The following is a 12,863-nucleotide window of genomic DNA, read 5'->3' on the forward strand; positions in this document are numbered from 1 at the left end:
GATGCACCGGGCGTTGTCGAGCCTACCCCTGTGGCAACGCTCATCTTTTTCGAGTTCGTGTCGATGAAAGCGGGTCACCTGCCAGGGTGCCGGTGGCCGCGCCGGTCCGCCCGTCGGAAGGACCCGCTTCCCCCTTGACGCAGGCCTCAACACGACCGCACCCCCGCGGAAAACGACGCAAGGGCTACGTCTAGAGTGGCGTGGTACGCGCAAGTGTTTACCGGGCTTTCGCCGCCGGAACTTGCTGGGAAATTCTCTGTCAGGGGTGTACGTGACGGCCGTCGAGTCCCGACCCGCAGGGGTCGTCCTGACTCCCAGCCCGGGGGGCCATCGGCCGTTCGGGGCCCGCGTCAAGGCGTTTGTGGCGCTCACCAAACCGCGGATCATCGAACTGCTGCTGATCACCACAGTGCCGGTGATGTTCCTGGCGCAGCAGGGGGTACCCGACCTGTGGCTGGTCCTGGTGACAACGGTCGGCGGCTATCTCTCGGCCGGCGGTGCCAACGCGTTCAACATGTACATCGACCGTGACATCGACGCGCTGATGGACCGCACGTCGCTGCGCCCGCTGGTGACCGGGATGGTCTCGCCGCGGGAATGCCTGGTCTTCGCCTCCGCGCTCGCCACGATCTCCACCCTGTGGTTCGGATTCCTCGTCAACTGGCTGTCCGCGGGGCTCGCGCTGGGCGCACTGCTCTTCTACGTGGTCGTCTACACGATGATCCTCAAGCGCCGGACCTCGCAGAACATCGTCTGGGGCGGTATCGCCGGCTGCATGCCCGTCCTCATCGGCTGGAGCGCCGTCACGGACTCCCTGTCGTGGGCACCGGTCATCCTCTTTCTCGTGATGTTCTTCTGGACGCCGCCGCACTACTGGCCGCTGTCGATGAAGGTGAAGGACGACTACGCCCGGGTCGGCGTCCCGATGCTCCCCGTCATCGCCACCAACCAGGTCGTGGCCCGGCAGATCGTGCTCTACAGCTGGGTGATGGTCGCCGTCTCGCTGCTGCTGACGCCGCTCGGGTACACGGGGTGGTTCTACACCTCCGTCGCACTGGTGTCCGGCGGGTGGTGGCTCTGGGAGGCGCACGGTCTGCAGTCGCGCGCCAAGGACGGGGCGACCGGTGCGAAGCTGAAGGAAATGCGGCTGTTCCACTGGTCGATCACGTATGTGTCGCTGCTCTTCGTGGCGGTGGCCGTGGACCCGTTCCTGCGCTAGGACAGCCAGGACCCGCGCCGGTCGGCCGCGGGGGACGGGACCGCGGTTCCAGCGGCCGACGAAAGAGGGCCGGGCTCGTGCCCGGCCCTCTTCGCGTGGCCCACACCACCCCACCCGCCCGTCGCGCAGCGGGATACCCGCTAGTAGCATTCGCCCATGGCAGACACCCAGGTTGACGAGAAGCAGCAGGCCAGGGCCGACCGCAAGGCGGCCAGGCTGGCCAAGCAGATCCGGGCATTCGGCCAGGCGCACGGTGGCGCCGAGGCGCAGCTCGCGTACATCGGCCGGCGCGGTGCCCGCATCGTGCTGGTGGGCGAGGACGGCGGCTGGGGCGACCTGGTGGCTCCGTCGTTCGCCATCGCGCAGAGCGCGGCCGAGCAGGCCGGAGTCACTGTGCACGAGGCCTTCGACGGAGACTTCGCGGCCAAGGTCCGCACAGGACCCTACGAATGGAAGCGGATGGCCGGCCTTCAGCTGGGCGGCCCGGACAACGGCTGAGTCCCGTCGCTGCGGCGGGCATGCGCCACCGCCGCGTTCATGGCCGCGGACGGGCCCCTGCGGGTCCTTCCTAAACGGCCGTGAGCGCGGCGTCCGCGTCCGCGGCGGGCACGGTCTCCGCGCCGCCGGTCCCCGGGCGCTCACGGAGCGACAGAAGGACGCGCAGGACGCCGATCCACACCAGGGTCGCGCCGAGCATGTGAATGCCGACGAGGACCTCCGGTGTGTGGGTGAAGTACTGCACGTAGCCGATCACGCCCTGTGCCATCAGCACCAGGAAGAGATCACGGGCCCGGTGGAGCGGCCCCACGGGCGCGTCCACCGCCTTCAGCACGAACCAGAGCGCGACGGTGAGGGCCACCACCACCCAGGCCAGGTCGGCGTGCAGCTGGGCGATCATCTCCCAGTCGAGCGGGATGCGGGACACCTCGCTGGAGTCCCCGGCGTGCCGGCCGGCCCCCGAGACCACAGTGCCGACAGCGATCAGCGCGCCTGATGCGACCACCAGCAGCCAGGCCAGCTGCGTGACCGCCTTGCCCACCAGGGGGCGCGGCGCTCCGTCGCCCTCGCGGGTGCGCTGCCAGGTCAGCACGGCGACCGTGATCAGCGCGGTGGTCAGCAGGAAGTGCGCGGCCACGGTGTACGGGTTGAGGCCGACCAGCACCACGATCCCGCCCAGTACCGCGTTACCCATGACCACCCAGAACTGGGCCCAGCCGAGCCGGGTCAGCGGACGCCGCCAGGGCTTCGCCGAGCGGGCCGCGATGATGGCCCAGCCGACCGCCGCGCACAGGACGTACGTCAGCATCCGGTTGGAGAACTCGATGGCGCCGTGGACGCCCATCTCGCTGGTCGCGGTGAGGCTCCGGTCGGTGCACTTGGGCCAGGTCGGGCAGCCCAGTCCGGACCCGGTCAGCCGGACGGCGCCGCCGGTGACGACGATGATCACAGCCATCACGACGGCGGCGAGAGCCGCCCGCTGGACGGTCCGGGGATCCGGAGTCCAGCGATCGGCGATGAAGGCGAGCGGGTTGCGCGCGGCTCGAACGGCGTCGGCGGGGGTCATCTTCGGCACGAGGACATCGTAGGCGGGCCGCTTGTGCGTGCTTTCACGAGGGGGGCGTCCCCGGACCGCTCCGCTCCGCTCATGCCCTCCGCGGCGCCGATCCCAGCGCTCGACGGCGTCACTCCCAGCGGAAGAAGCGGGCAGCCGCGCCCAGGCCCGCCACCGCCCAGACCGCCAGGATGCCCAGATCACCCCACGGCATGGCGGCGCCGTGCTGGAGGACGTCGCGCAGTCCGCCGGAGAGCGCGGAGATGGGCAGCAGTTCGAGCACGGAACGGATCCCGGCGGGGAACCTGTCCATCGGGACGATCACGCCGCCGCCGACGAGCAGCAGCAGGAAGACCAGGTTCGCGGCGGCGAGGGTGGCCTCAGCCCTGAGTGTCCCCGCCATCAGCAGGCCGAGGCCGGAGAAGGCGGCCGTGCCGAGGACGAGCAGCAGCAGGACGGCGAGCGGACTGCCGTGCGGGGACCAGCCCAGTGCGAAGGCGATCACGGTGAGCAGCACGATCTGCAGGATCTCGGTGACCAGCACCGAGAACGTCTTGGAGGTCATCAGCGCCCAGCGCGGCAGGGGTGATGCGCCGAGCCGCTTGAGCACGCCGTAGCGGCGCTCGAAGCCGGTGGCGATGGCCTGGCCGGTGAAGGCGGTGGACATCACGGCGAGCGCCAGGATGCCCGGGGCCAGGAAGTCGACCGCACTGGCCGCACCGGTGTCGACGATGTCGACGGCGGAGAAGAGGACCAGAAGCAGCGAGGGGATGATCACTGTCAGGAGCAGCTGTTCGCCGTTGCGCAGCATCATCTTCGTCTCGAAGACGGTCTGCGCCGCGATCATGCGGGGGAGCGGGGCCGCCCCCGGCTGCGGGGTGTACGTACCGGCGCTCATGCGCGCAGCTCCTTGCCGGTCAGTTCCAGGAAGACGTCTTCGAGGGTGTGGCGTTCGACCGAGATCCGGTCCGGCAGGACGCCGTGCTGGGCGCACCAGGAGGTCACGGTGGCGAGCAGCTGGGGATCGACGGTTCCGGTGATCCGGTAGGAGCCGGTGATCAGCTCGGCGGCCTCGCTGCCGTCCGGCAGCGCCTTCAGCAGGGAGCCGAGATCGAGCCCGGGCCTGCCCATGAAGCGCAGGGTGTTCTCGGCGCCGCCGCGGCACAGCGCGTCGGGGCTGCCGTGGGCGATGACCCGGCCGGCGTCGATGATCGCGACATCGTCGGCCAGTTGCTCGGCCTCGTCCATGAAGTGGGTGGTGAGCACGGTTGTCACCCCGTCGGCGCGCAGCTCCCGTACGAGATCCCAGGTGGACCGGCGGGCCTGCGGATCGAGACCGGCGGTCGGTTCGTCCAGGAAGACCAGTTCGGGCCGCCCGACCACGGCCAGCGCCAGAGCCAGCCGCTGCTGCTGGCCGCCGGACAGCCTGCGGTACGGCGTACGGCCACAGCTGCCCAGGCCCAGGCGCTCCGACAGCGCCTTCACGTCGAGCGGGTGCGCATGCAGTCCGGCTGTGTGGCGCAGCATCTCCTCGGCCCGCGCACCCGAGTAGACGCCACCCGACTGGAGCATCACACCGATCCGCGGTCGCAGGGCCGCCGCGTCGGCCACCGGGTCGAGGCCGAGCACCCGGACCGTCCCCGCGTCGCCCCTGCGGTAGCCCTCGCAGGTCTCGACGGTGGTGGTCTTCCCCGCGCCGTTCGGACCGAGGACCGCAGTGACGGTGCCGGCCCCGACTCTCAGGTCCAGGCCGTCCACCGCGGTCTTGCTGCCGTACCGCTTGACGAGGCCGCTCACCTCAACGGCGGGATCTGTGCTCATACCGGCGAGTCTACGAACCGTGCGGGGCCCGCCTGCCCCGGGGGCCCCGGGGCCCGGTGGGGTAATTAGGTGACCCTAAGTGACGGAGCCCACCGACGGCGATGCGGATCTTCGCTTGTCGCGGGACGGGGAATTACGCAACAATGGCGTTGTGAAAAAGGTCGGCGAGGCTCCGCAGGAGGAACTCGCGACCGGTGAGCGGTCGACCCGCAACCGTGTCGCGCGCTCCATTCTGGACAACGGCCCGTCCACTGTGGCCGAGCTGGCGGGGCGCCTCGGGCTGACGCAGGCGGCTGTCCGCCGCCATCTCGACGCCCTGGTGGCCGATGACGTGATCGCCGCCCGCGAGCAGCGGGTGTACGGCGCACGGACCCGTGGCCGCCCGGCCAGGGTCTTCGTCCTCACCGACTGCGGCCGCGATGCCTTCGACCAGTCGTACGACAAACTCGCCGCCGACGCCCTGCGCTGGATCGCCGAGCGTTCCGGCGACGAGGCCGTCATGGAATTCGCCCGGGACCGGCTGGCCGCTCAGGCCGAGACCTACCGGGTGGCCGTCGAGGCCGCCGCCCCCGAGAGCCGGACCGAGGCCCTGGCCAAGGCGTTGACCTCCGACGGGTACGCTGCCACGGCGCGTACGGCGCCGGTGGGCGAGCAGCTGTGCCAGCACCACTGCCCTGTGGCACATGTGGCCGAGCAGTTCCCGCAGCTGTGCGAGGCGGAGACCGAGGTCTTCTCCCGCCTGCTGGGAACCCATGTACAGCGTCTGGCCACCATCGCCCACGGCGACGGGGTGTGCACCACGTTCATCCCGAAGACCGCACATCAGACCACCGAATCAGCATCCGCAAGCAAGGCCGGGAGGAACCCCGCATGACTCTCCCCACGGAGACTGCCCACCCCGAACTCGAGGGACTGGGTACGTACGAATTCGGCTGGGCCGACTCCGACGCGGCAGGTGCCGCGGCCAAGCGCGGCCTGTCCGAAGCTGTCGTCCGCGACATCTCGGCGAAGAAGAACGAGCCGGAGTGGATGCTGAAGATGCGGCTGAAGGGCCTGCGTCTGTTCGGCAAGAAGCCCATGCCGAGCTGGGGCTCCGATCTGTCGGGCATTCACTTCGACAACATCAAGTACTTCGTGCGGTCGACCGAGAAGCAGGCGGAGTCCTGGGAGGACCTGCCGGAGGACATCAAGAACACGTACGACAAGCTCGGTATCCCGGAGGCGGAGAAGCAGCGCCTGGTCGCCGGCGTGGCCGCCCAGTACGAGTCCGAGGTCGTATACCACCAGATCCGCGAGGACCTGGAGGAGCAGGGCGTCCTCTTCCTCGACACGGACACCGCGCTGAAGGAGCACCCGGAGCTCTTCCAGGAGTACTTCGGCACGGTCATCCCGGTCGGCGACAACAAGTTCGCGTCGCTGAACTCGGCCGTGTGGTCGGGCGGTTCGTTCATCTACGTGCCGAAGGGTGTGCACGTCGACATCCCGCTCCAGGCCTACTTCCGTATCAACACGGAGAACATGGGCCAGTTCGAGCGGACGCTGATCATCGTCGACGAGGACGCCTACGTCCATTACGTCGAGGGCTGTACCGCCCCGATCTACTCCTCCGACTCGCTGCACAGCGCGGTAGTCGAGATCATCGTGAAGAAGGGCGGCCGCTGCCGCTACACGACGATCCAGAACTGGTCCAACAACGTCTACAACCTGGTCACCAAGCGCGCGGTGGCCTACGAGGGCGCGACCATGGAGTGGGTCGACGGCAACATCGGCTCCAAGGTCACCATGAAGTACCCGGCCGTCTACCTGATGGGCGAGCACGCCAAGGGCGAGACCCTGTCGATCGCCTTCGCGGGCGAGGGCCAGCACCAGGACGCCGGTGCCAAGATGGTCCACATGGCCCCCAACACCTCCTCCAACATCGTCTCCAAGTCGGTGGCGCGAGGCGGTGGCCGCACCTCCTACCGCGGTCTGATCGAGATCGGCGAGGGCGCGGAGGGCTCCAAGTCCAACGTGCTGTGCGACGCGCTGCTCGTCGACACCATCTCCCGCTCGGACACCTACCCCTACGTGGACGTCCGTGAGGACGACGTGTCCATGGGCCATGAGGCGACCGTCTCCAAGGTCTCCGACGACCAGCTCTTCTATCTGATGAGCCGCGGTATGACGGAGTTCGAGGCGATGGCGATGATCGTTCGTGGCTTTGTCGAGCCGATTGCCAAGGAGCTCCCGATGGAGTACGCCCTGGAGCTCAACCGGCTGATCGAGCTGCAGATGGAGGGATCGGTCGGCTGACGGCCGACCGCCCGCACCATCGCCCGAACCCGACGTCTTCATCAGAAAGCGAGCACGACGACAGCCATGGCTGAGGCTCAGAACATTCCGGCGGGTTCCACCACTGCCGGGTCCATCGCGGTGGCTGCCGAGTCCACCGTCGCCACTCGTATGAGCGCCCCGCCCTCCTACGACGTGGCGGACTTCCCCGTTCCGCACGGCCGCGAGGAGGAGTGGCGGTTCACCCCGCTGGAGCGCCTCAGGGGCCTGCACGACGGCACCGCCGTCGCGACCGGCAGCGGCTTCGGGATCGAGGTCTCCGCCCCCGACGGCGTGACCGTCGAGACCGTTGGCCGGGACGACGCCCGCGTCGGCCGGGCCGGCAAGCCCGTGGACCGGGTCACGGCGCAGGCGTTCTCCTCCTTCGAGAAGGCCTCGGTCGTCTCGGTGCCCAAGGAGGCTGTGCTCAGCGAGCCGATCCGGATCGCGGTGCGCGGTGCGGGCGGCGTCGCCTACGGACACCAGATCATCGAGCTCGGTGCCTTCGCCGAAGCTGTCGTGGTGATCGACCACACCGGTGACGCGGTGCTCGCGGCCAATGTGGACTACATCCTCGGCGACGGTGCCAAGCTGACCGTCATCTCGGTCCAGGACTGGGACGACAAGGCCGTCCATGTCGCTCAGCACAATGCGCTGGTGGGCCGGGACGCCTCGTTCAAGTCGGTCGTCGTCACCTTCGGCGGCGATGTCGTACGTCTTCACCCGCGAGTGGAGTACGCCGGCCCCGGTGGCGAGGCCGAGCTCTTCGGTCTGTACTTCACCGACCGCGGCCAGCACCAGGAGCACCGCCTCTTCGTCGACCACAATGCCGCCAACTGCAGGTCGAACGTGGCCTACAAGGGTGCGCTGCAGGGCCAGGACGCGCACGCGGTGTGGATCGGCGACGTGCTGATCCGGGCCGCGGCGGAGGGCACCGATTCCTACGAGCTCAACCGCAACCTCGTCCTCACGGACGGCGCGCGGGTCGACTCTGTCCCCAACCTGGAGATCGAGACCGGCGAGATCGCGGGAGCGGGCCACGCATCGGCGACGGGCCGCTTCGACGACGCGCAGCTCTTCTACCTGCAGTCCCGGGGTATCCCTGAGTCGGAGGCCCGCCGTCTGGTGGTCCGTGGCTTCTTCGCGGAACTCGTCCAGCAGATCGGTCTCCCGGACGTCGAGGAGCGCCTGCTCGCCAAGATCGACGCCGAGCTGGAGGCCTCCGTCTGATGGCCTTCGTCAAAGCCTGTGCGCTGAGCGAGCTGGAGGACGACACCCCGAAGCGGGTGGAAATCGACTCCACGCCAGTCTCGCTCGTCCGCACCGAGGGCGAGGTGTTCGCGATCAACGACATCTGCTCGCACGCGAACGTCTCCCTCTCGGAGGGGGAGGTCGAGGACTGTGCCATCGAGTGCTGGTTGCACGGTTCCAGCTTCGACCTCCGTACCGGCAAGCCGTCCGCTCTCCCCGCGACGCGCCCCGTCCCCGTTTACCCCGTCAAGATCGAAGGGGACGATGTGCTCGTCTCCGTCACCCAGGAGTCCTGAGTCACCCATGGCAACGCTTGAAATCCGCGACCTGCACGTCTCCGTCGAAACCGAGAACGGTACGAAGGAGATCCTCAAGGGCGTCGACCTGACCGTGAAGCAGGGCGAGACCCACGCCATCATGGGCCCCAACGGCTCGGGCAAGTCGACGCTGGCGTACTCCCTCGCCGGGCACCCCAAGTACACGATCACCAGTGGCACCGTCACCCTCGACGGTGAGAACGTGCTGGAGATGACCGTCGACGAGCGCGCCCGTGCGGGGCTCTTCCTCGCCATGCAGTACCCGGTCGAGGTCCCCGGTGTCTCGGTCTCCAACTTCCTGCGTACGTCGGCCACCGCCATCCGTGGCGAGGCGCCGAAGCTGCGTACCTGGGTGAAGGAGGTCAAGACCGCCATGGAGACCCTCCAGATGGACCCGGCCTTCGCCGAGCGCAACGTGAACGAGGGCTTCTCCGGCGGCGAGAAGAAGCGCCACGAGATCCTTCAGCTCGAGCTGCTCAAGCCGAAGATCGCGATCCTCGACGAGACCGACTCGGGTCTGGACGTCGACGCGCTGCGTCAGGTCTCCGACGGCGTCAACCGGGTCCGTGAGTCCGGCGACGTCGGCACTCTGCTGATCACTCACTACACGCGCATTCTGCGCTACATCAAGCCCGACTTCGTGCATGTCTTCGCGAACGGCCGGATCGCCGAGTCCGGCGGCCCCGAGCTCGCGGACAAGCTGGAGAACGAGGGCTACGAGGCATACACGAAGGGTGGCGCAACCGCGTGACACAGCTGCCGGGCCTTCTCGACACAGAAGCGATCCGCAAGGACTTCCCCCTGCTGGATCGCGTGGTCCACGACGGGAAGAAGATCGTTTACCTGGACAATGCGGCGACATCACAGAAACCGCGCCAGGTCCTCGACGCACTGAACGAGTACTACGAGCGGCACAACTCCAACGTCCACCGTGGCGTACATGTGCTCGCCGAGGAGGCCACGGCGCTGTACGAGGGCGCCCGCGACAAGGTCGCCGCCTTCATCAACGCGCCGAGCCGCGACGAGGTGATCTTCACCAAGAACGCCTCCGAGTCGCTCAACCTGGTGGCCAACATGCTGGGCTGGGCCGATGAGCCCTACCGGGTGGACCACGAGACCGAGATCGCCATCACCGAGATGGAGCACCACTCCAACATCGTGCCCTGGCAGCTGCTCTCGCAGCGCACCGGCGCGAAGCTGAAGTGGTTCGGCCTCACCGACGACGGCCGTCTCGACCTGTCCAACATAGAAGAGATCATCAACGAGAAGACGAAGATCGTCTCCTTCACGCTGGTCTCCAACCTGCTGGGCACCGTCAACCCGGTCGAGGCGATCATCCGCCGCGCCCAGGAGGTCGGCGCGCTGGTCTGCATCGACGCCTCGCAGGCCGCCCCGCACATGGTGCTGGACGTCCAGGCGCTGCAGGCCGACTTCGTTGCCTTCACCGGGCACAAGATGGTCGGCCCGACGGGTATCGGCGTGCTCTGGGGCCGCCAGGAGCTCCTCGAGGACCTGCCGCCGTTCCTCGGTGGCGGAGAGATGATCGAGACCGTTTCGATGCACTCCTCGACCTACGCCCCCGCGCCGCACAAGTTCGAGGCGGGTACGCCCCCGATCGCCCAGGCCGTCGGCCTCGGCGCAGCCGTGGACTACCTCTCCGCGATCGGCATGGACAAGATCGCCGCTCATGAGCACGCGATCACCGAGTACGCGATGAAGCGTCTCGGTGAGGTGCCCGACCTGCGGTTCATCGGGCCCTCCACGGCCGTGGACCGGGGTGCGGCGATCTCCTTCACCCTTGGCGACATCCACCCGCACGATGTGGGCCAGGTGCTCGACGAGGAAGGCATCGCCGTCCGGGTCGGACACCACTGCGCGCGCCCGGTCTGCCTGCGGTACGGAATTCCTGCGACCACGCGAGCGTCGTTCTATCTGTACTCCACGCCTGCCGAGGTCGACGCGCTGGTGGACGGCCTCGAGCATGTACGGAACTTCTTCGGTTAACCGAACACACCGGGCAGGGACTGGATCGTGAAGCTGGATTCGATGTACCAGGAAGTGATCCTGGACCACTACAAGCACCCGCACGGGCGCGGCCTCCGTGAGGGCGACGCCGAGGTGCACCACGTCAACCCCACGTGCGGCGACGAGATCACGCTGCGTGTGAAATACGAGGGTGACCGCATCGCGGATGTGTCGTACGAGGGCCAGGGCTGCTCCATCAGCCAGGCCAGCGCATCCGTGCTGAACGAACTCCTGGTCGGCAAGGACCTGGCCGACGCGCAGAAGATCCAGGCCACCTTCCTGGAACTGATGCAGTCCAGAGGCCAGATCGAACCGGACGACGCGATGGAGGAGGTGCTGGAGGACGCGGTGGCGTTCGCCGGTGTCTCGAAGTACCCGGCGCGCGTGAAGTGCGCGCTGCTGAGCTGGATGGCGTGGAAGGACGCGACGGCGAAGGCGCTGTCCGAAGGGAATACCGCATGAGCGACAACGAGACTGCCACGATGAAGCCGGCCTCCGAGGAGGAGGTCCGGGAAGCCCTCTACGACGTCGTCGACCCCGAGCTGGGCATCGACGTGGTGAACCTCGGGCTGATCTACGGCATCCACATCGACGATGCCAACATCGCCACCCTCGACATGACGCTGACGTCCGCGGCCTGCCCGCTGACCGACGTCATCGAGGACCAGGCGAAGTCGGCGACCGACGGTCTGGTCAGCGAGCTGAAGATCAACTGGGTCTGGATGCCGCCGTGGGGCCCGGACAAGATCACGGACGACGGCCGCGAGCAGCTGCGCGCCCTCGGCTTCAACGTCTGATCTTCTCGGGTCCCAGCTGATCCGTCCGTCCCGGGAACGGCCCCGGTGCCTCGCGCACCGGGGCCGTTCCGCGTTGTTCCACTGCCGTACGCCCGGCGGGCACCCGCAGTTGGGGCGGAAACCAGAGCCTTCTCCTCGACACCCCACGACGAGAGGGACCCCGTGCCGTCCTCCGCTTCCCCGTCCCGCCGCAGGTCCGTTGCCGCTGTCGCATCCGCGAGCGGTCTTCTCTCACTGGCCTTCACCGGCCTGAACGCTCCCGCGCACGCGGCGGGTTACGGAACTCCGACGATCTCCCTGTCTGCGGGCTACCTCTCCGGCGCCGTTGGTGCGACCGGCGATCCCGACGTCACCGTGACCGTGGGACAGAGCGGTGCGGACGCGTCGGCGCTGACCGTCGCCGTATCGGCCAGCTCCACGTCGTCGGTCGCCGCTGCCGGCGATGTCTCCGTGACCGGCACGGGCACCGCCCGCCGGCTGACGGTGTCCGCCCGTGCGCGCGGCTACACCGACCTCACCGTCAAGGTCACCGGTCTCGGCGGCAAGACCGCCACCAAGACACTGCACTATGCCGCGTCGGCAGCCGTCCAGCACAGCACGGACACCCGGTACCTCACCGGTTCGTCCGACGCGTCCGCCGCGGTTCCGGTCGGCGGCGGCTATCTGGTGGTGGCCGACGACGAGTCCAACACGCTGCGCCTCTACAACGGTTCACTGTCGGGCGCGCCCGTCAGGACCTGGGATTTCAGCGATGATCTCGGGGTCGACAAAGAGATCGACATCGAGAGCGCCGCGAGGGTCGGCAACACGATCTACTGGGCCGGTTCGCTGGGCAACAACAAGGACGGCGAGTACAAGTCCGACCGCAACCGGATCTTCACCACGGTGGTGAACGGGTCCGGGGCGGACACCGCTCTGACGCCGGGCGGTTCGTACCGGAAGCTGCGGGACGACCTCGTCGCATGGGACAAGGCCAACGGCGACCGGTTCGGGTTCGACGCAGGTACGCAGGACGGCCAGGTCCCCAAGCAGATCGACGGATTCAATGTCGAGGGGCTGGAGTTCGCACCGGGTTCGGCCACGACGGCCTATCTAGGCTTCCGTGCGCCGCTGGTACCCCCGGTGGACGGCGGCAAGGCGCTGATCGTGCCGGTCACCAACATCGACAAGGTGGTGACCGGCAGCAAGGCGGTGTTCGGTACGCCGATCCAGCTGGATCTCGGCGGCCTCGCCATCCGTGACATCCGCAAGAACGCGGCGAACCAGTATCTGATCGTGGCCGGTTCCTGGGCCGCGGACGACAACTCGGATCCCTACGCCCTCTACTCATGGGACGGGGTGGCCGGCCACGCCCCGGTGAAGCGGGCCGATCTGCCCACCAGCGACCCGGGCGGGTGGGAGGCCGTGGTGGATGTACCCGACCTGACCGTGCCCGGGGCGCGTGCCCAGGTGATCACCGATGACGGCTCGGCAGATCTCTACGGAGACGGCACGGAGGCGAAGGACCTCCCCCACGACGAGTGGAAGAAGTCCCGCGCCACCTGGTTCACCGTGACGCCGTGACGGCAGGC

General features: G+C 68.3%; 14 protein-coding genes. 11 read left to right on the forward strand and 3 right to left on the reverse strand.

Annotation, left to right across the window (positions count from 1 at the left end; genetic code table 11):
• Positions 1-271: 271 nt before the first annotated feature.
• Complete coding sequence (locus OHS16_RS24515) at positions 272-1,219, forward strand: heme o synthase (RefSeq protein WP_328539404.1); 948 nt, start codon at positions 272-274, stop codon at positions 1,217-1,219.
• A gap of 156 nt (positions 1,220-1,375) precedes the next feature.
• Positions 1,376-1,717 (forward strand): hypothetical protein, encoded by a 342-nt coding sequence (locus OHS16_RS24520; RefSeq protein ID WP_328539405.1) that lies wholly within the window; start codon positions 1,376-1,378, stop codon positions 1,715-1,717.
• Between the two features lie 70 nt (positions 1,718-1,787).
• On the opposite strand, the gene OHS16_RS24525 is transcribed toward OHS16_RS24520, so the two are convergent.
• From OHS16_RS24525 to OHS16_RS24535, 3 genes are all read right to left on the reverse strand, one after another.
• Positions 1,788-2,783, reverse strand: coding sequence for a COX15/CtaA family protein (locus OHS16_RS24525; RefSeq protein ID WP_328540970.1), 996 nt, complete (start codon positions 2,781-2,783; stop codon positions 1,788-1,790).
• A gap of 118 nt (positions 2,784-2,901) precedes the next feature.
• Positions 2,902-3,669: an ABC transporter permease gene (locus OHS16_RS24530; RefSeq protein ID WP_328539406.1), complete on the reverse strand. Its 768-nt coding sequence runs from the start codon at positions 3,667-3,669 to the stop codon at positions 2,902-2,904.
• Positions 3,666-4,592: an ABC transporter ATP-binding protein gene (locus OHS16_RS24535; protein ID WP_328539407.1), complete on the reverse strand. Its 927-nt coding sequence runs from the start codon at positions 4,590-4,592 to the stop codon at positions 3,666-3,668. Before OHS16_RS24535 ends, OHS16_RS24530 begins: the two co-directional genes overlap by 4 nt.
• A gap of 151 nt (positions 4,593-4,743) precedes the next feature.
• Here OHS16_RS24535 and OHS16_RS24540 point away from each other — a divergent pair, with 151 nt between their 5' ends.
• The 9 genes from OHS16_RS24540 to OHS16_RS24580 all read left to right on the forward strand — a co-directional run bounded on the left by OHS16_RS24540 (position 4,744) and on the right by OHS16_RS24580 (position 12,855).
• Entirely contained in the window at positions 4,744-5,466 is a 723-nt protein-coding gene (locus OHS16_RS24540) for a helix-turn-helix transcriptional regulator (protein WP_328539408.1), read from the forward strand.
• Positions 5,463-6,884, forward strand: a complete 1,422-nt coding sequence (gene sufB, locus OHS16_RS24545) for a Fe-S cluster assembly protein SufB (RefSeq protein ID WP_328539409.1) — start codon at positions 5,463-5,465, stop codon at positions 6,882-6,884. The genes OHS16_RS24540 and sufB overlap by 4 nt, the downstream gene beginning before the upstream one ends.
• 66 nt (positions 6,885-6,950) lie before the next feature.
• Positions 6,951-8,132, forward strand: a complete 1,182-nt coding sequence (sufD, locus tag OHS16_RS24550; RefSeq protein ID WP_328539410.1) for a Fe-S cluster assembly protein SufD — start codon at positions 6,951-6,953, stop codon at positions 8,130-8,132.
• Entirely contained in the window at positions 8,132-8,449 is a 318-nt protein-coding gene (locus OHS16_RS24555; RefSeq protein ID WP_328539411.1) for a bifunctional 3-phenylpropionate/cinnamic acid dioxygenase ferredoxin subunit, read from the forward strand. Before sufD ends, OHS16_RS24555 begins: the two co-directional genes overlap by 1 nt.
• Positions 8,450-8,456: 7 nt before the next feature.
• The gene (sufC, locus tag OHS16_RS24560) at positions 8,457-9,221 is read left to right on the forward strand and encodes a Fe-S cluster assembly ATPase SufC (RefSeq protein ID WP_328539412.1); all 765 of its coding nucleotides are present in this window, start codon (positions 8,457-8,459) and stop codon (positions 9,219-9,221) included.
• Positions 9,218-10,474 (forward strand): cysteine desulfurase, encoded by a 1,257-nt coding sequence (locus tag OHS16_RS24565; protein WP_328539413.1) that lies wholly within the window; start codon positions 9,218-9,220, stop codon positions 10,472-10,474. Before sufC ends, OHS16_RS24565 begins: the two co-directional genes overlap by 4 nt.
• A 27-nt stretch (positions 10,475-10,501) precedes the next feature.
• Positions 10,502-10,957 (forward strand): Fe-S cluster assembly sulfur transfer protein SufU, encoded by a 456-nt coding sequence (gene sufU, locus OHS16_RS24570; RefSeq protein WP_328539414.1) that lies wholly within the window; start codon positions 10,502-10,504, stop codon positions 10,955-10,957.
• A complete protein-coding gene (locus OHS16_RS24575; RefSeq protein WP_328539415.1) occupies positions 10,954-11,292 on the forward strand; it encodes a metal-sulfur cluster assembly factor in 339 nt (112 codons plus the stop codon). Before sufU ends, OHS16_RS24575 begins: the two co-directional genes overlap by 4 nt.
• 162 nt (positions 11,293-11,454) lie before the next feature.
• Positions 11,455-12,855 (forward strand): hypothetical protein, encoded by a 1,401-nt coding sequence (locus OHS16_RS24580; RefSeq protein WP_328539416.1) that lies wholly within the window; start codon positions 11,455-11,457, stop codon positions 12,853-12,855.
• The last annotated feature ends 8 nt before the right edge of the window (positions 12,856-12,863 follow it).

It is taken from the genome of Streptomyces sp. NBC_00344 (assembly GCF_036088315.1).
Classification (GTDB): Bacteria; Actinomycetota; Actinomycetes; order Streptomycetales; family Streptomycetaceae; genus Streptomyces.